The 17311-nt window shown below is 61.9% G+C and carries 18 protein-coding genes; 6 read left to right on the top strand and 12 right to left on the bottom strand.

What is annotated here, in order from left to right; all coding sequences use genetic code 11:
- The first annotated feature begins 53 nt into the window (after window positions 1-53).
- From EC919_RS02645 to EC919_RS02625, 5 genes are all read left to right on the top strand, one after another.
- The gene (locus EC919_RS02645; RefSeq protein WP_133770973.1) at window positions 54-1322 is read left to right on the top strand and encodes an MFS transporter; all 1269 of its coding nucleotides are present in this window, start codon (window positions 54-56) and stop codon (window positions 1320-1322) included.
- Window positions 1323-1404: 82 nt separating this feature from the next.
- The gene (locus EC919_RS02640; RefSeq protein ID WP_133770971.1) at window positions 1405-2700 is read left to right on the top strand and encodes a sensor histidine kinase; all 1296 of its coding nucleotides are present in this window, start codon (window positions 1405-1407) and stop codon (window positions 2698-2700) included.
- Between the two features lie 196 nt (window positions 2701-2896).
- On the top strand, window positions 2897-3082 hold the full coding sequence (locus EC919_RS02635; RefSeq protein WP_133770969.1) for a hypothetical protein: 186 nt from the start codon (window positions 2897-2899) through the stop codon (window positions 3080-3082).
- A 175-nt stretch (window positions 3083-3257) separates the two neighbouring features.
- Window positions 3258-4685: an ATPase domain-containing protein gene (locus EC919_RS02630; protein ID WP_133770967.1), complete on the top strand. Its 1428-nt coding sequence runs from the start codon at window positions 3258-3260 to the stop codon at window positions 4683-4685.
- Window positions 4686-4730: 45 nt separating this feature from the next.
- A complete protein-coding gene (locus EC919_RS02625; RefSeq protein WP_133770965.1) occupies window positions 4731-5090 on the top strand; it encodes a response regulator in 360 nt (119 codons plus the stop codon).
- A 281-nt stretch (window positions 5091-5371) separates the two neighbouring features.
- Here the strand turns inward: EC919_RS02625 and EC919_RS02620 are convergent, their stop codons facing one another.
- From EC919_RS02620 to EC919_RS02580, 9 genes are all read right to left on the bottom strand, one after another.
- Window positions 5372-5608 (bottom strand): hypothetical protein, encoded by a 237-nt coding sequence (locus EC919_RS02620; protein ID WP_133770963.1) that lies wholly within the window; start codon window positions 5606-5608, stop codon window positions 5372-5374.
- 96 nt (window positions 5609-5704) lie between these two features.
- The gene (locus EC919_RS02615) at window positions 5705-6496 is read right to left on the bottom strand and encodes an amino acid ABC transporter ATP-binding protein (RefSeq protein WP_133770961.1); all 792 of its coding nucleotides are present in this window, start codon (window positions 6494-6496) and stop codon (window positions 5705-5707) included.
- The gene (gene ehuD / locus EC919_RS02610; RefSeq protein ID WP_133770959.1) at window positions 6489-7139 is read right to left on the bottom strand and encodes an ectoine/hydroxyectoine ABC transporter permease subunit EhuD; all 651 of its coding nucleotides are present in this window, start codon (window positions 7137-7139) and stop codon (window positions 6489-6491) included. The genes EC919_RS02615 and ehuD overlap by 8 nt, the downstream gene beginning before the upstream one ends.
- A complete protein-coding gene (gene ehuC / locus EC919_RS02605; RefSeq protein ID WP_065991599.1) occupies window positions 7136-7816 on the bottom strand; it encodes an ectoine/hydroxyectoine ABC transporter permease subunit EhuC in 681 nt (226 codons plus the stop codon). Before ehuC ends, ehuD begins: the two co-directional genes overlap by 4 nt.
- Window positions 7817-8088: 272 nt before the next feature.
- Window positions 8089-8979 (bottom strand): ectoine/hydroxyectoine ABC transporter substrate-binding protein EhuB, encoded by an 891-nt coding sequence (gene ehuB / locus EC919_RS02600; protein WP_133770957.1) that lies wholly within the window; start codon window positions 8977-8979, stop codon window positions 8089-8091.
- Between the two features lie 190 nt (window positions 8980-9169).
- Entirely contained in the window at window positions 9170-9691 is a 522-nt protein-coding gene (msrA, locus tag EC919_RS02595) for a peptide-methionine (S)-S-oxide reductase MsrA (protein WP_133770955.1), read from the bottom strand.
- A 131-nt stretch (window positions 9692-9822) separates the two neighbouring features.
- On the bottom strand, window positions 9823-10797 hold the full coding sequence (locus EC919_RS02590; RefSeq protein WP_133770953.1) for a GlxA family transcriptional regulator: 975 nt from the start codon (window positions 10795-10797) through the stop codon (window positions 9823-9825).
- A 201-nt stretch (window positions 10798-10998) separates the two neighbouring features.
- Window positions 10999-11667 (bottom strand): sensor histidine kinase, encoded by a 669-nt coding sequence (locus tag EC919_RS02585; protein ID WP_243842192.1) that lies wholly within the window; start codon window positions 11665-11667, stop codon window positions 10999-11001.
- A gap of 474 nt (window positions 11668-12141) precedes the next feature.
- The gene (locus tag EC919_RS02580) at window positions 12142-12453 is read right to left on the bottom strand and encodes a cupin domain-containing protein (RefSeq protein ID WP_133770950.1); all 312 of its coding nucleotides are present in this window, start codon (window positions 12451-12453) and stop codon (window positions 12142-12144) included.
- Between the two features lie 305 nt (window positions 12454-12758).
- Here EC919_RS02580 and EC919_RS02575 point away from each other — a divergent pair, with 305 nt between their 5' ends.
- On the top strand, window positions 12759-13889 hold the full coding sequence (locus EC919_RS02575) for an alkene reductase (RefSeq protein ID WP_133770948.1): 1131 nt from the start codon (window positions 12759-12761) through the stop codon (window positions 13887-13889).
- Between the two features lie 488 nt (window positions 13890-14377).
- Here the strand turns inward: EC919_RS02575 and EC919_RS02570 are convergent, their stop codons facing one another.
- The 3 genes from EC919_RS02570 to proP all read right to left on the bottom strand — a co-directional run bounded on the left by EC919_RS02570 (window position 14378) and on the right by proP (window position 17120).
- Window positions 14378-15052, bottom strand: coding sequence for an HAD family hydrolase (locus tag EC919_RS02570; protein ID WP_133770946.1), 675 nt, complete (start codon window positions 15050-15052; stop codon window positions 14378-14380).
- A 94-nt stretch (window positions 15053-15146) separates the two neighbouring features.
- Window positions 15147-15389, bottom strand: a complete 243-nt coding sequence (locus tag EC919_RS02565) for a hypothetical protein (RefSeq protein WP_133770944.1) — start codon at window positions 15387-15389, stop codon at window positions 15147-15149.
- A gap of 228 nt (window positions 15390-15617) precedes the next feature.
- A complete protein-coding gene (gene proP, locus EC919_RS02560) occupies window positions 15618-17120 on the bottom strand; it encodes a glycine betaine/L-proline transporter ProP (RefSeq protein WP_133770942.1) in 1503 nt (500 codons plus the stop codon).
- Window positions 17121-17311 lie beyond the last annotated feature (191 nt).

Below are 17311 nucleotides of genomic sequence, written 5' to 3'. Positions count from 1 at the left end.
TTATGGCTCTCAGCCCTCTACCGTGAGCGGATTCCGTTACCGGTAGAGCTGTTATGACCACACCCTCCCAATCCCACGCCCAGTCGCTGCCATCCCTCGTCGAAGAGCACTGGAAGCGCAATCTGGCCGTCTGTGTGTTCGGCGCGTTCACCACCATCGTTGCCATGACCCTGCTGCTGCCGTTTCTGCCGCTGTATGTCGAACATCTGGGCGTTAGCGATGAGGCCGCCATCGTGCAATGGTCGGGGGGGGCGTTTGGCGCGACGTTTCTGTCTGCCGCGCTGACCGCGCCCTTGTGGGGGCGTCTGGGGGATCGGTACGGGCGCAAGCTGATGCTGATTCGTGCCAGCCTGGGCATGGCGGTGGCGATGTCGCTGATCGGGCTGGCGGAGAACATCTATCAGTTGGTCGGGCTGCGTTTGCTGGCGGGGTTGCTCGGCGGCTATGCCTCCGGCGCGACGATCCTGGTGGCGACGCAGACACCCAGAGCGCGCACCGGCTGGGCGCTGGGCATGCTCTCGTCGGGGATCATGGCCGGCAATCTGACCGGGCCGTTGATCGGCGGGTTGTTGCCGCCGCTGATCGGCATCCGCCACACGTTCTTCCTGGCCGGGGGCGTGATCTTTCTGACCTTCCTTGCCACGCTGTTCCTGATGAAGGAAGCGCCGCGGCCCAAGCGCCAGGCTGGCGTGGCCAAAGCGCCTGCCGTGCGGGCGTGGGACGTCATCGCGGACAGGAAGCCGGTGCTGACCATGCTGGTCGTGGCCTGTCTGGTGATGTTTTCGATCATGTCCATCGAGCCGATCATCACCGTGTACCTGACCCAGTTGCACAGCGACAACGTCACGCTGATGGCCGGGCTGGTGATGTCGGCCACGGCACTGGCCAGCGTGTTGTCGGCCTCGCGCATCGGCAGGCTGGCCGACCGCATCGGCCACTGGAAAGTGGTGATCGGCTGTTTGGGCGCGACGGCCCTCCTGTTGATCCCCCAGGCCTTCGTCACTCAGGCCTGGCAACTGGTGCTGCTGCGTTTTCTCATGGGCATTGCTCTGGGCGGCCTGTTGCCCTGCATCGCCGCCATTATCCGCCATTCGGTGCCCGACGCCGTGGCCGGGCGCATGCTTGGCTACTCAACGTCCTGCCAGTACATCGGCCAGGTACTGGGTCCGCTGACCGGGGGATACCTGGGCGGGCATTTCGGCATGCCGGTGGTTTTCGTTGTCACCTGCCTGCTGATGGGCGGGTGCGCGGTTGGCATGTTGCTGATGCGGCCTCGGATTTCCAGCGGCACCGGCTTCACCCGTGAAGAGCGCGGCGTTTGACGAAACCATGACATCCCGCACCGGATAATCGCCGCCGGTGGGGCCATGCCCCGGATTCGAGTACCGCCATGCACGGACCTTCATGGACATCAAACACAGCCTTAAGCAACGGATTGTCATCGTATTTGCGTTGATGAGCACGCTGGTCGCCGGGGTATTCGCCGTGGGCATCATTGCCACCGTGCACGTGGTCGAAAAGCGCCTGTCGATCATGAGCCTGAAGGGCAACATGCACCGTCTGCTGGCCGTGGACAGCGTCAACGACTGGCGCCACCGGCCGGAAAAAGACGAATTGTTCTACGCCGAAGAGGGCGTTGGCGATCTCGCCATGAGCGACGACCTGAAGGGGCTGCCCCTGGGATTTCAGGAGTTCTTTCGCGGCAAGAAAGCCTATTACGCCATGGTCTCGGAAGTGAACGGGCGCCACTACGTGTTGCTGCGCGATCAGCGCAAATTCCAGAAACGTGAACGGATTCTGTTTGGCGTTGTGCTCATCGGCTTCGTCCTCAGCGTGCTGCTGGCGGTGCTTCTGGGTCGGCTGCTCGCCTCTCGGGTGATCACGCCGGTGTCGCGCCTGGCCAGCCAGGTGCGTCATCGTGATCAGTTGCTGGAACTGGCGCCGGTGCTCGCCAACGACTACGCCAATGATGAAGTCGGTGCGCTGGCCCGATCCTTCGACGAAACCCTGGGCCGGCTGCGGGCCGCGCTGAGTCGCGAAAAGCTGTTCACCAGCGACGTCAGTCATGAGCTGCGCACGCCGCTTATGGTGCTGGCGACGTCCTGCGAATTGCTGATGGAATACCCGGCGCTGGACGACCGTTCCCGCGCCCAGGTCAAGCGCATCGGCAAAGCCACGGCGGGTATGAACCAACTGGTCGAAACCTTTCTGTTGCTGGCCCGTACCGAAGGCAAGAACACGCCTCAGGGCCAGCGCTCGTCCCTGGTCTTGATCGCTGATGAACTGGTCGACACCTGGCGCATGCCCATCGAGGCCAAAGGCTTGCGCTTCATCTATCAGCGCCTCGACGGCGACGGTGAGGTCTACAACGCGCCGCTGCTGCGCTCAGTGATGGGGAATCTCTTGCGCAACGCCTGGCATTACACCGATCAGGGGTTTATCCAGTTGACCTTGCGCAGCGACGGTTTCAGCGTCGAGGACAGCGGCATCGGCATTCCGCTGGAAAAACAGCAGGCCATGTTCCAGCCCTTCGTGCGCGGCGACGAACAACGCGGGGAAGGGCTGGGCCTGGGCTTGTCGCTGGTCCAGCGCATCTGCGCCAACCAGCACTGGACGGTGACGCTGACCAGCCGTGATGACGGCGGATGCTGTTTTACGGTGTTATTGAAGCTGGATTCAGCGGGTGAAAAACCGGTTTGAGCACGTTCCGTTCTGCGGCGTGACCACTGACGCCTTCCCGGCTGAAGCCGGTCCTACAGTCGAGGTCACATCCAATCCAGCTGCGCTCACAGTCCCATTGATTGCACGGGACATCATTCACTCCACTGGTCTGACGAACCGCACGAGTGCCCGCTGGTGCGCTCCAACTCCTGCTTCCCTCAATGGACCTGCAACCATGCGCCCAGACAGCTCATCACTCGTTCGCGGGACTGCTGACGATCAGCCAGCAGATCGTGACGACACGCCTGAATATCCGTTGTCCGCCCCCATCAAGCCCGACGATCCCGAGCGGCGCACCGAGCAGTCCCAGGCCGAGACTGACGGCTGTGCCCCGGAAAGCGAATCCGATTCGGTCGAGTGATAATCACGCGTTTGAATGGATGCCTCACCGCGTCTGTCGGCGAATGCGTGTGAATCTGTCATCGGAATTGATGATTACGCTTGGAAAGCTCCCTTAAAAACGGAAGAATGTGCGATTAGTCGCGCACTTAACTCGCAATATTCACGACGCCAATACCGTGGCGGAGGAAGCAAATTTGAATCAGCTAAAACGCCTTCAGAGCGGAATTGAAGGGCTTGATGAGCTGCTAATGGGCGGTTTTGTTGCCGGATCCTCCTACATCATTCAGGGGCGACCGGGCTCCGGCAAAACCATTCTGGCCAATCAGATAGGGTTCAATCACATCCGCAATGGCGGGCGCGTGCTGTTCGCCACGCTGCTCGCCGAGCCCCATGAGCGGCTGTTTCAGTTTCTGTCCACCATGAGCTTCTTCGACAAGGACCGCGTCGGCGAGCAGATCCAGTTCGTCAGCGCATTCGACACCATGGAAAACGACGGCCTCGATGAGGTCGTCAAGCTGCTGCGCCGGGAGATCGTCCGCCAGAAGTCCACGGTGCTGATCCTCGACGGGCTGCTTAATGCCCGCTCCAAAGCCGAATCTTCCATCAATACCAAACGCTTCATCTCCGAGCTTCAGGGCCACGCCGCCTTCGCCGGTTGCACGGTGTTCTTCCTGACCAGCTCACAGCTTGACGACGGCAGCCCGGAACACACCATGGTCGATGGCGTGCTGGAAATGGGTGAAGAGCTGGTCGGCAACCGTTCCGTGCGCCGCATCAAGGCCCGCAAGACCCGTGGCAGCGGCGCCATTCCTGGCGCCCACGAGTGCGAAATCACGGAAAACGGCCTGGTCGTCTACCCGCGTCTCGAAAGCACCATCACCCACTCGGCGCTGCGCGACAGTGCAGAATTCAGTGTCATTCCCAGCGGGATCGACACGCTGGACCCGTTGATCGGCGGTGGCCTGGTGGAGTCGTCCGTGACCTTGCTCCTCGGCCCGTCGGGCACTGGCAAGACCACGTTCGGCCTCAACTTCCTCGCGCGCTCCACGCCCGACGAACCGGGGCTGTTGTTTGGCTTCTACGAGTCGCCGCAGCGCCTGCGGGTGAAGGCAGCGGCGCTCGGGCTGGACTTCGAGGCGCTGGAACGCGCCGGTGCACTGCACATTGCCTGGAAATCACCCACCGCTGAGTTGATCGACAAACTGGCACTCGATCTGCTGAGGATCGTCGAGCAACAGGGCATCAAGCGGGTGTTCCTCGACAGCCTGGGTGGCATGGCCCGCGCGTCGGCCGATCAATCACGGATTCTCGACCTCTTCAGCGCCCTGATGAGCGAGCTTCGCGCCCGTGGCGTCACGGTGGTCTCGAGTTGGGAAATCCGCGGCCTGATCGGCGGCAAGATTGACGCCCCGGCCCCTGACATGTCGAGCATTGTCGACAACCTCGTACTGATCCGCTTCGGGCAATCGACAGCGGGGCTGACCCGGCAATTGTCGATCCTCAAAATCCGCGATAACCCCTACGACCCGGCCCTGCTGGACGTCTTGATCGGCGAGCAGGGTCTGACTGTGAAAAAGGCTGCATTCCATGCCCTCGACGATTCAGGCAATGCAACGGCGTAGAAGTCGTCATGGAGCCGATGCTCGCTCGTTCGCGCGGAGGGCTGCATGACCACGATTCTGATTGTCGATGATGAATACCTCATCGCCGACATACTGAGCTTCGCGCTGGAAGATGAAGGCTACCTGACCGTCACCGCCGGCAGCGGGCAGAAGGCCCTGGGCATCCTCGAGCGCGAACGCCCGCAGCTGATCATCACCGATTACATGATGCCCGGGATGAACGGCATCGAGCTTGCGGAAGCGGTGCGAGCGAGCGAGGTGACGGGGCAAATCCCTATGGTGCTGATGAGCGGTGCGCAGTCTCATCTGGGCATCGCCCGGCCCGACCTGTTCAGCAAGGTCTTCGACAAACCATTCGAGATCGGCGCAGTGCTGCAAGCGGTGCGGACGCTGCTGGGCACGTAGGACTGGCTTCAGCCGGGAAGAGGCCGGTGTGGACGCCGACAGGTTTGCGGCGCGGTTGCCGACGCATTCCCGGCTAAAGCCGGTCCCACAGTCGAGGTCACCGCTGCTGCCTGCGTCGATGCGCAGCGAGTCTCACTGAATGCGTGCGATGCTTTTTGTAGGACTGGCTTCAGCCGGGAAGAGGCCGGTACCGACGCCATCTGTTTTACGGCGCGGCGGCTGATGCCGGGAGGGGATTGAAATTCGGGAAAGCAGGGCGGCCATGAGACCGCCCTGATGAATCAACGGCCGTCGGCGACCTTGCGTTCGATTTCAGCTGACTTCCTGTTCAGTTCTTCGGCGTCCTGTTCCTTTTTCCGAATGGAGGTCGGGGTGATGACTTCGTCCACCGCGCGGGTGTCGTCGTCCGGGTCATTGAGGTCTCGCTGCACGACGTTGACGGGTTTGCCTGCGCTGTCGAGGGTTGGCGCGTCAGGCTGCGTGACGTTGCGTGGGTCAACCGGGGTGTCGTTGCTCATGGATTCATCCTCGCTTTGGGGTATGAAGGTTGGATGTGTCGACGCTCGGCGAGTTCGGGTTTTTTTCGATGTCGCGCCAACCTGGTCCAGACCCCATCAACGTTGCTCCACCAGATTGAGGAAACGTCGCGTGCGCTCGTTGTCCGGATCGACCAGCACCTCGGTCGGCGAGCCATCGGCGACGATGCGCCCGGCCTCCATGAACAGCACGCGGTCGGCAATGTCCTGGGCGAACTTCATTTCGTGGGTCACCAGCAGCATGGTCATCTGCTGCTCGTGGGCGATGGCGCGGATCACCGCCAGCACTTCGCCGACCAGCTCGGGGTCCAGCGCGGAGGTGACCTCGTCGAACAGCATCACCTGGGGCCGCATGGCCAGCGCCCGGGCGATCGCCACGCGCTGTTGCTGGCCGCCTGACAGCTGCGCGGGATAGGCATCGGCCTTGTGGCTCAACCCGACCAGCCCGAGGTACTGATGAGCGCGCTCCAAGGCCTCTTCGCGGCTCAGCCTGAGCACCTGAAGCGGCGCTTCCGTGACGTTTTCCTGCACGGTCAGGTGGGGGAACAGGTTGAACTGCTGGAACACCATGCCCACCCGATGCACCACCGGCGGCTTTTTCGCGCCTGGCCAGTGCCAGCCGCCGGATTTGGCCGGCACCGGTGCGCCGGCCACTTCGATGCTGCCGTGCTGATAGGCCTCAAGTCCCTTGATCAGGCGCAACACCGTGGATTTACCCGAACCGCTGGGGCCGATCAGGGCGACTTTCTGGCCGGCGGGAATGCTCAGGTCGAGGTGATCGATGACCCGGGTCGCACCGAAGTTTTTCACCACTTGCTTGAGGATGATCTGCGGCGAAGGGCCGGGCAGAGCGTGTGCGAGATCAGACATGGCTGCGCCTCTCGAAATATTTGAACAACAGGGAGGTCGGCACGCTGATCGCCAGAAACATCAGCGCCATCACCGTGTAGGGCTCGTTGTAGCGGTAGGTCATGCCGGCGATCTGTTTGGCCGCCTGGAACAGCTCGGGAATGGTGATCACCGCCAGCAGCGGGGTTTCCTTGAACATGCCGATGAGGTAATTGCCGAGCACCGGCAGCATCGGCTTGAGCGCCTGGGGCAGGACGATCCGTCGCCACGTGGTGGCGTTGTCGAAATCCAGGGCCCTGGCGGCTTCCCATTGACCTGCTGGCACGCCTTCGATGGCGCCGCGAAAGGCTTCGGCAATGTAGGCCGCGTAATACAGGCCGAGCCCGATCACCCCGGTGGAAATCGCCGGTAGGGTCAGGCCGGCCAGGGGCAGGGCGAAGAACAGCACGTACAGCTGAACCATCAGCGGCGTGTGCCGAAAGAAGCTCAGGTAACCGTAGCTTAGCCGTTGCACCAGCGCGTTTTTCGAGCGTTGAGCGATGGCCAGCAGCAGACCGAGCAGCACGGCCAGCAGAAAGCCCAAAATCACCACTTGCAGCGTCACCAGCAGGCCCTGAAACAGATCGGGGACGATGGACCAGGCGAAGGCGTAATCGAAGTTCATGGTGCGACCCCGCGACGCCAGTGGGTGACCCGTCGCTCATAGCGCTTGACCAGCCAGCTGAGGGGCCAGGCCATGACGAAATAACACACCAGCACGATGCTCCAGATCAGCGTCTGCTGGCCCAGGGTGGTGATCAGTTGACCGCCGGAAAAGGTCAGGTCGCTGAGGGTGATGAGCGATACCAGCGAGGTGGTCTTCAACAGTTCCACCAGTTGATTGCCCATCGGCGGCAGCATGAAGGGCAACGCCTGGGGCAGGATGATCCGGCGAAACGCTGTGATCGCGTCGAAGTCCAGGGCCTTGATCGCGTCCCGCTGGCCACGGGCGACATTGCTCAGGGCCGAGCGGACGATTTCCGAACCGTAGGCGGAGAAGGTCAGGCCCAGGCCGAGAATCCCGGTGGTCATCGGCGCCAGGGTGATGCCGAACAGCGGCAGGATGAAGAACAGGTAGAACAGCAGCACCAGGGCGGAGATGCCGCGCAGGATTTCGACGTAGACCGTCGCGATCCAGCGCAGCGCGCGCCACGGCGACAAACGCATCAGCGCGATGACAAACGACATCACCACCACGACGACTTGGGCGAAGAACGTGATTTCAAGGGTGACCAGTGCGCCGTTGGCCAGTTGGCGGGCAATGAAGCGCGCGGTGTCCAGGGTAGAAGCATCAAAAAGCATGGGCCGTACTCGTATGGGCTGGGGCCGTCATGTCGCGGGGCGATAAATCAGCTTTGCGGTGTGCCTATCGATGCCTTCCCGGCTGAAGCCGGTCCTACAGAATGCACGCGGTCCCGCAGTGGGACCGGCTTCAGCCGGGAAGAGGCCCGTGCTGGCGCCCTCCAGTTTGCAGTGTACTTACCGACGCCTTCCCGGCTAAAGCCGGTCCTACAATGGCATCGGCATCGGCATCGGCATCGGCAATGGCATCGGCAACGGCATCGACACCTGCATCAGCGGTTGCAGCGTTGCTCGGCGGTCACGTCTGCGGGCGGCAGTTCGTTTTCGGTGTAGCCGTACTTCTGCAGGATTTTCAGCAGGTCGCCGGACGCGCGCAGTTTTGCCAGTTGCTCGTTGAACGCCTGGGTGAATGCCGGATCGTTTTTCGGCAGGCCGTAGGCGTGGTAATTCCAGGTCGGCTTGCCGTCGGCGTCCGGGATCTGCTCAAACGGCAGTGCCCGTTCAACCGGCGTGCCTTCGGCTTTTTTCAGCAGGCCAATGATCTCGGCATCGGGGAAGTACACCACGTCGACGCGATCGGCCTGCAGCGCGGCGAGGGCTTCGGTGTCCTTGTCGAAGAGCACGACGTTGCCATTGCTGATGCCGCTGTCCTTGGCCTCCTGCACCTGATTGCTGCCGGGCTGGGTTGCCAGGCGCGCCTTGCCGTTGGCCGCGACGTCCTTGAGGCTGTGCAGCTTCAGCGGGTTGCCGGCCTTGACCAGAAACGCGCCACCGGAACGGGTGACCGGGTTGGAATAGCCAATCACCTTGCAGCGCGCCGGGTTGATGAACAGGCCGGCACCGATCAGATCGAAACGACCTGCCGCAAGACCCGGCACCAGCGAGCCGAACTCGGTGATCGGCAGTTCAACCTTGGTGATGCCCAAGGGTTCCAGTATGGCCCGGAGGATTTCGACGTTGGCGCCGACGATTTTCCCGTCAGTGCCCACGTACGCATAGGGTTGCTCGTTGGCGATGCCGGCGGTCAGGCCCTGAGTGCGGCCCTTTTCCAGCAGGCCGGCGACGGCGGAGAACGAAAGCGCGGCATTCAGCAGCAGGGCGGAGCCGAGTACGACGGACACCGTGCGGGGAATGTTGCCGAAAAGTTTACGACGGTTGGGCATGGCGGACTCGTGGCGTCAGTGGGGGCAGGAGAGCGGAAGCCGCGAATCATAAGAGTTTAAAAAAGATTAGATAAATATCTTTTAGTTATTAGTTTATGCACTTGGGCCGGTTGGATACGCGCCGTGCGACGGCAACCGCATCCCCCTTGGACCGCTCTGGCAAGGCGGTCCCGGGGAATATCCGGGTCTCTCAGGCGGTTTTCGAGGTGTGGCGGTGCGGCAGTTTCCAGCCAGCGCGAACGAAATGGCAGGTGTAGCCATTCGGAATACGCTCTAGGTAATCCTGATGCTCAGGCTCGGCTTCCCAGAACGGACCGGCCGGGGCGATTTCGGTGACGACCTTGCCCGGCCACAGGCCCGACGCATCGACATCGGCCACGGTGTCCAGCGCCACGGCTTTCTGCTGCTCGTCGAGATAGAAAATCGCCGAGCGATAGCTCACGCCCCTGTCATTGCCCTGGCGGTTCGGGGTCGACGGGTCATGAATCTGGAAGAAGAATTCAAGAATGTCGCGGTAGCTGATCTTCTCGGGATCGAAAACGATTTCGATGGCTTCGGCATGGGTGCCGTGGTTGCGATAGGTGGCGTTGTCAACGTCGCCACCGGAGTAGCCGACGCGGGTCGACACGACGCCGGGGTAGCGGCGCAGCAAGTCCTGCATGCCCCAGAAGCAGCCTCCGGCAAGCAGCGCAGTTTCGGTGTGGGTAGTCATGGGCAAGTCCTTCCAGCGAGTGAACGGTGTGTGTCAGCCAGGCAGCTCAGTGTGCTTGTCTGCGAGCGTGTTGGCGACTGTGCGGCGCAACGGTCGCCCTTGAAGATCAGATGATCAACGTGCGCACTCGTTCAGTCGCCGCCGAACTGTTGCCGGTACTGGCCGGGCGTCACGCCGATGCGCTCATTGAATGCCTTGCGCATGTGCCGTGCACTGCCGAAGCCGCAGCGACTGGCCACGACCTTGAGCGGCAGGTCGCTGCCTTCGAGCAGTTTGCGCGAATGATCGATGCGCGCGTTGAGCAGAAATTGCATGGGCGTCAGGCTGACTTCGCGCTGGAACGCCCGGGCGAAATTGCGCGGGCTCATCGCCGCCAGATCGGCCATGCGCTGCACGGTGTACGCCTCATCGATGTGGTCCACGACGTAGGCCTGCACCCGGGCGATCGCGCTGTCATCCCGGGGCACCGCCGCCAGCAGCGGGCCATAGGGCGTTTGTCCACCCTGACGCTTCATCACCACCAGCAGCACTTTGGCCACTTCCAGGGCGATCTCTTTGCCGTGGTCTTCGGCGACGATGGCCAGGGCCATGTCGATCCCGGCGGTAATACCACCGGAGGTGATCAGGTTGCGATCGACGACGTAGATCTGTTCGGTTTCGACGCGGGAAGCGGGGAAGCGCCGGGCCAGGCGCTCGACGTAGTTCCAGTGGGTGGTGCAGCGATAACCGTCGAGCAGACCGGCGTCACCCAGCAGAAACGCGCCGGTGCAGATCGCCCCGAAACGTCGGGCGCCCTGAGCCGCGGCGGGCAACCAGGCGGTGATCCGAGGGTGGCTGACGCCGTAGGCGCCCGGTCCGCCGGGGACCAGCAGCAGGTCGATGGCGGCCGGCAGATCGTCCAGCGCCAGGTCCGCCTGAACCTTGAGGCCGCAGGAACTGCGGATGAGCAGCGGGGGTTCGGCCACGGTGACCAGTCGGTACTGCTTCTCCGGTGCCAGCAGTCGATTGGAAATCGAAAAGACGTCCATGGGACCGGTCACGTCGAGCATGAGCACATCGTTGAACAGCACCATCGCCACTGTTTTTTGCCTTGGAATGTCGCGCATGCCTCGATCGCCTATTCATTGCCGCCACTGCCAGGGCAGGGCGCACGAGCCTGAATCCAGGCGGCATTCTAGGGGATTGCGCGAATGAGTGTGAATGATTGGCGTTTGGACGCAAATGGAGGTGTGCGGCGTGATGGGCGCGGTTGATCGAAAGGGCTTGAGGAGGCCTCATTGGGGAATGGCGAGCCTGACGGCAGCCTTTCAGTAGCAGCAGGTCGGCAGCTGAACGCGGATGCGTGCGCCCCCGCTGGCCGAGGCTTGGGCCCAGATTCGCCCGTGGTGCGCGTCGACCACGGCGCGACAGATCGCCAGCCCGACGCCCAGGCCGCTGCTCTTGGTGGTGTAGAACGCGCCGAAGATCTGCTCGCGCCGGTCCGCTGGAATGCCCGGTCCGTTGTCCTCTATGCACACTTCGACGCCGTCGTTGAGGGTGAACGAGTTGATGCGCAGGACAGCGGAGTCGCGGCCAGAGCCGGCCATGGCTTCTACGGCATTGGTGATGAGGTTGACCAGCAGCTGCTGCAACTGCACGGCGTCGGCGACGATGGATTGGTCAACGAACAAACCGGTTTCGAGCCGCACCCGCTGGGCAGTGAGCACAGGCTGGGTGAGACGAATGGCTTCGCGAATGACGTCGTCAATCTTCAGGATCTGCAGCTGCAAAGGCGCCTGACGGGCCAGCGCGCCGAGGGCTTTGACGATGTTGGCGGCGCGTTCACAGCCGGCGCGGATGTCCTTCAGGCCGGCGATGGCTTCTTCGACATCCGGTACGTCGCGCTGCAGCCAGCGCAGGCTTGCGGCGGCGTTGGCGGCGATGCCCAGAAGAGGCTGGCAGATTTCATGGGCAATGGAAGCGCTGAACTCGGCCATCTTCCGGGCGTGAAGACTTTGGGTGTAATCGCTCTGCGCGGCGTCCTCATGACAGGGGGAAGCGAAACGCGGTGTCGGGTGCGCAAGAGGGTGCAGAGAAGGGTGCCGAATTGTGTCGGGCCAGTGTTGTTCGACCGGCTGCGGAAAGCGGCAAAAGAGAGGAGATTGATGTTCGTCCAGCATCGTAGCCCCCGGCGGTTCGACGTCCTGTGCTTCGTCGCGCTTGAGTATACGCAGCGTGTCCGGCTTGAAACGGCGTCGGGGGTGCTTTGGCAGGAACGGGCACCCTGATGTCTGTCAGGGCCCCCGCGCAGGGTGAACGGAACGCCGACGATACCGTTGGGCAAATGCAAAACCTGTAGGAGCCGGCTTGCTGGCGAACGCGGTGTGGCAGTCACCCTTGCAGCGCCTGGACGGACGCATTCGCCAGCAAGCCGGCTCCCACAGAGTTAAATCGTCAGGCTGCTTTCTCTCTCAAACGCTGCCTTCGCTTTCGATCACCAGAATGCGCGCTTCACCCAGCGGATGGGCGACATGGGCTGTGCCGATGGAAGCGTAGAAAATATCGCCGGTCTGCAGCACGGTATTCTGCTCGACGCCGTCCTGCTTGAAGCGCATCTCCACGTGCCCGTCCAGCACCACAAAGACTTCCTGACCGTCATTGACGTGCCATTTGTACGGCTGGTCCGTCCAGTGCAATCGTGTGGTGATGCCGTTCATGTTGGCAATATCCAGTGCGGCCCACGGCCGGTCACCGGTGAAGTCTTTGCTGCGGATGATGTTCATGGGGGTGCCTGTTGAGCTTTGGGTGGGCGACCGATGAACCGCGTGGTTGCGGTCTCAGCGGCCCATGTTCGATGCGCGGAATGATAAGCGCGCGATTGTCCAGCACAACGGCTCGCGAGGGCAGGAGGGGTCAAAAGCGCAAGATTCTGCAAGTGGCTATGACGACGAACGATGTCCGGAATCATTGCGGATCTGACATTGCCGGGTCTTCAGGCGCGCTTTAGACTCCCGGCCATCCACTAGACGACTGGTCTACGCAGGCCGATCTGGTCATCACTTTCAAAGCCTTGAACGGAGTATTACCCATGGCCACGCAACCCTTGCTCACCCACGTAACGCTGGGCCGGCACGTGCTGAAAAACCGCATTGCCTTCCCGCCGTTGACCCGCCAGAGAAGCCTGCAGCCGGGCGATATCGCTTCGGATCTTATGGCCACCTACTACCAGCAGCGCGCATCCGCCGGCTTCATGATCACCGAAGGCACCCAGATCGAGCCGCGCGGTCAGGGTTATGCGTGGACGCCGGGCATGTACAGCGCCGAGCAGGTCGAAGGCTGGCGCAAAGTGACCGACGCGGTGCACGCGCAAGAGGGCGTGATTTTCGCTCAGCTCTGGCACGTGGGCCGGGTGTCCTACCACGCATTGCAGCCCAACGGTGAGGCGCCGGTTGCCCCTTCGGCGATCCCGGCGGGCAACGCCAAGGCGTTCATCGAAACCGCGCCGGGCGCAGGGCAACTGGTGGTACCGCCGACGCCTCGCGCGCTGACCGTCGAAGAAATCCGCGAACTGGTCAAGCTGTACGCCCAGGCGGCGAAAAACGCGATCGAAGCCGGTTTTGACGGCGTGGAAATTCACGCCGCGAACGGATACCTGGTCAACCAGTTCATCTCCGAACACGCCAACCACCGCGACGACGAATACGGCGGCTCGCTGGAAAACCGTCTGCGCTTCCTGCGCGAAATCGTCACTGCCGTCGCCGAAGCCGTGGGCGCGGACCGCCTGGGCGTGCGCTTCTCCCCGTTATTCGCCAGCACCGATGAAGAACGCGTCTACATCGGTCTGGTGGAAAGCGACCCGCACCACACCTACGTCGAAGCCATCAAGGTCCTGGAAAACGCAGGCGTCGCCTACGTTTCCATCGCCGAAGCCGACTGGGACAACGCCCCCGAGCTGCCGGAAACCTTCCGCAAAGCGATCCGTGAAGCCTTCAGCGGACGCATCATCTACGCCGGCCGCTACACCGCCGAGCGCGGCAACCGCCTGATCGACGCCGGCCTGGCCGACCTCATCGCCTTCGGCCGCCCCTTCATCGCCAACCCCGACCTGCCGGCACGCATCGCCAACGGCTGGCCCCTCAACCCCGTCAACCCGGCCACCTTGTATGGCGGGACTGAAGTGGGCTACGTCGACTACCCGTTTTATAAGGCGGGTGAGTAAGACAGAACGGCGCAGCCGATTGGGGCGACGCGAAGCGTCAGATCCTGCATTCCCACGCGGAGCGTGGGGAGCGATCAGCGCGTGCGGTTAGCGGGATAGGGTTTGAAGATCAAAATGCAGTGGCGCCTGAACTGGCCCCTTCCCGGCTAAAGCCGGTCCTACAAGGGAAGCGTCTGCTGTGCCTTTGATTTTCGTACACAGGAAGCCCGGTCATCGCGAAACGCGACTTGGGTGCAGGCTGAACGCAGGTCGCGCGCAGTGGGCCGAGCCGCATGGATGCGGCGAGAGCTGCCCCCCGCCATGTATGGCGGATGGCAGCGGGCCCACGGAGAGGGGCCGGAGTGAGGGAACCCGACGAAGTCGGGCCAAACCAGGAGCAAGCACCCTTGGTTACTTGGGGTGCTTTTCCAAGTAACTCGCCGAAGGCGAAACAGTCTGCCGTTAGGCAGGCGCATTTGATCTTGACGTTCTAGCGCTTTCCAGCGCGACTATTCGCGCGTCGCGATCTCATCGAGGTGGTTGAGCAACGCCAGCGGATCCTCATACACCCGCAGCGCCCCCGCGCGCTCCAACTCGCTCACGTCATACCCTCCGGACAACAGCCCGATCCCCGTCGCCTTGCACCGCCGCGCCGCCAACATGTCCCAGATCGCATCACCGACCACCAGACAATCCTCGATCTTCGCGCCGATCTTCCTCGCAGCCGTCACAAACAAATCCGGGTCCGGCTTGCCATTCTTCACATCATCCCGCGTGATCAGAGTGATCTGCTCAGGCTCCAGCCCCAACGCTTTCAGATTGATCCGCGCGGTCGACATCTCCCCGCTGGTCGCGATACACCAGGGAAAGCCCTCGTCATCCAGCGTCTTCAGCAAATCCACAGCGCCAGGCAAGGCGATGATCTGATCCTGGGTTCTCTCATACGCCTCGGCGTGCCGTTTACTCAAACGCTCGGCCTGCGCCTCGGTGATCTCCATCCCGGTCTCACGGGACAGCATCTTCAGCATCAAGCCGCCGCTCATGCCGATCTTGCGGTGGATGCGCCACATCGCCAAGGGAATGTCTTCCGAATCGAGGGCTTCCTTCCACGCCGACACGTTCTGGTAAACGCTGTCAGTCAAAGTGCCGTCGAGGTCGAACAAAAATGAAGTATTGGATCGCATGGTGTGGGCTCCGTTAATAAACGTGTCATCCGTTGACAGTGATTAAAAATAAAGGGACGCGCTCGCCTGATAAGGAAAGCTGCTGAACATCGGCTCAGTACAACCCGAGTGTCAGCCGCTTCAAACGCGACTCCACCACCCCGTCGTAGAATTCGGAAAGCTGCTCGGCCTGCTGCGCGTCAATCCCGCCGCAGCAACGCAGACCGAGCACAAAACCATTGGCCTGAGCGCCGTTCTTGACCACATCAATGGTCGAACCTGAGGCGCGTATGCTGGCCAGGATCATTTCGCTTTGCGGTCGTATCACGGGGGGCAAGTGATCAATGATGTCGGTCATGGGGAAGGCTGCCTTTCAGTTCTCTGTCCGCGTGCCTGTGTCTGCACAGGAGCGGTTGAATGCTCATGCAAGACCTGACCGGGAGAGGGGCGCAGCGGTTCCGACGAAATGATCAAAATGCCGCGAACGGCAGTGTAGGACTGGCTTTAGCCGGGAAGGCGTGGGTGTTACATCACCATACTGATGGTGTGCAAACCGGCCCCTTCCCGGAAGCCGGTCCCACCAAAATCAATCGATACGCGGGTGCTGCTGAACCAGCGTCTCGCGTTTGGCTTGCAGTTCGGCAATCTGCGTGTCGATGTCTTCGATCTTCTGCTCAATGTTGTCGTGATGCTCCTGCAGCAGCTCACGGGCTTCATTAAGGTCCGATGCCGCCGGCGCTGCGCCCCGCAACGGCTTGTTCGCGGTTTCCTTCATGGTCAGGCCGGTGATCAGGCCCACCACTGCGACTACCATCAGGTAGTACGCCGGCATGTACAGGTCCTGGGTGGTTTCCACCAGCCAGGCGACCACGGTCGGGGTCAGGCCCGCGATCAACACCGACACGTTAAAGGCACTGGCCAGCGCGCTGTAACGGATGTGGGTGGGAAACATTGCCGGCAGCGTCGAGGCCATCACACCGATGAAGAAGTTGAGGACCACCGCGATCATCAGCAGGCCGGCGAAAATCAACACCAGTTGACCGCTGTTGATCAGTTTGAATGCCGGTATCGACAGCACCAGCAAGGCGATGCTACCGGCGATGATGAAGGGGCGACGGCCGATCTTGTCGCTGAGGAAACCAATCAGCGGCTGCACGAACAGCATGCCGACCATGATGGCCACGATGATCAGTACGCCGCGATCTTCGCTGTAATGCAGGTTGTGCGACAGGTAGCTGGGCATGTACGTCAGCAACATGTAGTACGTGACGTTGGTGGCGGCCACCACGCCGATGCAGGTCAGCAGGCTGCGCCAGTGTTTGGTCGCGACTTCCTTGAACGAGACCTTCGGGCCGTGGGCCAGGCCTTCGCGGTCGCCTTGTTCGAGTTTTTCGACGTGCTGCTGAAACGCCGGGGTTTCTTCGAGGGCGTTACGCAGGTAAAGACCGACCATGCCCAGGGGCAGGGCGAGGAAGAACGGCAGGCGCCAGCCCCATTCGAGAAACTTCTCTTCGCCGACCACGGACGAGATGAGTACCACGACGCCGGCGCCGAGCACGAACCCGGCGATCGAGCCGAAGTCCAGCCAGCTGCCGAGGAACCCGCGCTTGCGGTCCGGCGCATATTCAGCCACGAAGATCGACGCGCCGGTGTACTCGCCGCCAACCGAAAAACCCTGAGCCATTTTCGCCAGCAGCAGAAGGATCGGCGCCCAGATGCCGATCGATTCATACGACGGAATCAGCCCGATGGCAAAGGTGCTGAGGGACATGATGACGATGGTTGCGGCGAGGACTTTCTGTCGCCCGTACTTGTCACCGATCGCGCCGAAAAATACGCCGCCGATGGGGCGAATCAGGAAGGGCACGGAAAAGGTTGCGAGGGCCGCGATCATCTGCACGCTGGGGTCGGCGCCGGGGAAGAAGATCTTGCCCAGTGCGTAGGCCACGAAGCCGTAGACGCCGAAGTCGAACCATTCCATGGCGTTGCCCAGGGCAGCGGCCGTGATGGCCTTCTTCATCTTGGCATCGTCGACAATAGTGATGTCTTGCAACCCGATCGGGTTGACGGTTTTCTTGCGTGATCTCATAAAAGTCCCGGCAGCTGGAAGTGTGACGTTGTGGCAATCAAAGCCCTGGTGTCGGCGGCGCGCGCACTCCGTGGAATGCGGTGCTGTCGTAATGGTGGCAGGGCGATCTGCATCAGATAGGACCCTGTCGTAAATAATTCAGAACGGGCGGCATTTTTTTTGAAACCGTACAGATGAGTGCCCAATCGACT

Origin of the sequence: Pseudomonas graminis (assembly GCF_004364335.1) — a bacterium.
GTDB classification, from domain to species: Bacteria; Pseudomonadota; Gammaproteobacteria; order Pseudomonadales; family Pseudomonadaceae; genus Aquipseudomonas; species Aquipseudomonas graminis_D.
Note: the sequence above shows the minus strand (reverse complement) of the source record. Positions and strands in the feature narration are given on the sequence as shown.

What these genes read in the sequence shown, in the direction of transcription:
- EC919_RS02645 (WP_133770973.1), top strand. Translation starts at nt 54, where the DNA reads ATGACCACACCCTCCCAATCCCACGCCCAGTCGCTGCCATCCCTCGTC.
- EC919_RS02640 (WP_133770971.1), top strand. Translation starts at nt 1,405, where the DNA reads ATGGACATCAAACACAGCCTTAAGCAACGGATTGTCATCGTATTTGCG.
- EC919_RS02635 (WP_133770969.1), top strand. Translation starts at nt 2,897, where the DNA reads ATGCGCCCAGACAGCTCATCACTCGTTCGCGGGACTGCTGACGATCAG.
- EC919_RS02625 (WP_133770965.1), top strand. Translation starts at nt 4,731, where the DNA reads ATGACCACGATTCTGATTGTCGATGATGAATACCTCATCGCCGACATA.
- EC919_RS02620 (WP_133770963.1), bottom strand. Translation starts at nt 5,608, where the DNA reads ATGAGCAACGACACCCCGGTTGACCCACGCAACGTCACGCAGCCTGAC.
- EC919_RS02615 (WP_133770961.1), bottom strand. Translation starts at nt 6,496, where the DNA reads ATGTCTGATCTCGCACACGCTCTGCCCGGCCCTTCGCCGCAGATCATC.
- ehuD (WP_133770959.1), bottom strand. Translation starts at nt 7,139, where the DNA reads ATGAACTTCGATTACGCCTTCGCCTGGTCCATCGTCCCCGATCTGTTT.
- ehuC (WP_065991599.1), bottom strand. Translation starts at nt 7,816, where the DNA reads ATGCTTTTTGATGCTTCTACCCTGGACACCGCGCGCTTCATTGCCCGC.
- ehuB (WP_133770957.1), bottom strand. Translation starts at nt 8,979, where the DNA reads ATGCCCAACCGTCGTAAACTTTTCGGCAACATTCCCCGCACGGTGTCC.
- msrA (WP_133770955.1), bottom strand. Translation starts at nt 9,691, where the DNA reads ATGACTACCCACACCGAAACTGCGCTGCTTGCCGGAGGCTGCTTCTGG.
- EC919_RS02590 (WP_133770953.1), bottom strand. Translation starts at nt 10,797, where the DNA reads ATGCGCGACATTCCAAGGCAAAAAACAGTGGCGATGGTGCTGTTCAAC.
- EC919_RS02585 (WP_243842192.1), bottom strand. Translation starts at nt 11,667, where the DNA reads ATGGCCGAGTTCAGCGCTTCCATTGCCCATGAAATCTGCCAGCCTCTT.
- EC919_RS02580 (WP_133770950.1), bottom strand. Translation starts at nt 12,453, where the DNA reads ATGAACATCATCCGCAGCAAAGACTTCACCGGTGACCGGCCGTGGGCC.
- EC919_RS02575 (WP_133770948.1), top strand. Translation starts at nt 12,759, where the DNA reads ATGGCCACGCAACCCTTGCTCACCCACGTAACGCTGGGCCGGCACGTG.
- EC919_RS02570 (WP_133770946.1), bottom strand. Translation starts at nt 15,052, where the DNA reads ATGCGATCCAATACTTCATTTTTGTTCGACCTCGACGGCACTTTGACT.
- EC919_RS02565 (WP_133770944.1), bottom strand. Translation starts at nt 15,389, where the DNA reads ATGACCGACATCATTGATCACTTGCCCCCCGTGATACGACCGCAAAGC.
- proP (WP_133770942.1), bottom strand. Translation starts at nt 17,120, where the DNA reads ATGAGATCACGCAAGAAAACCGTCAACCCGATCGGGTTGCAAGACATC.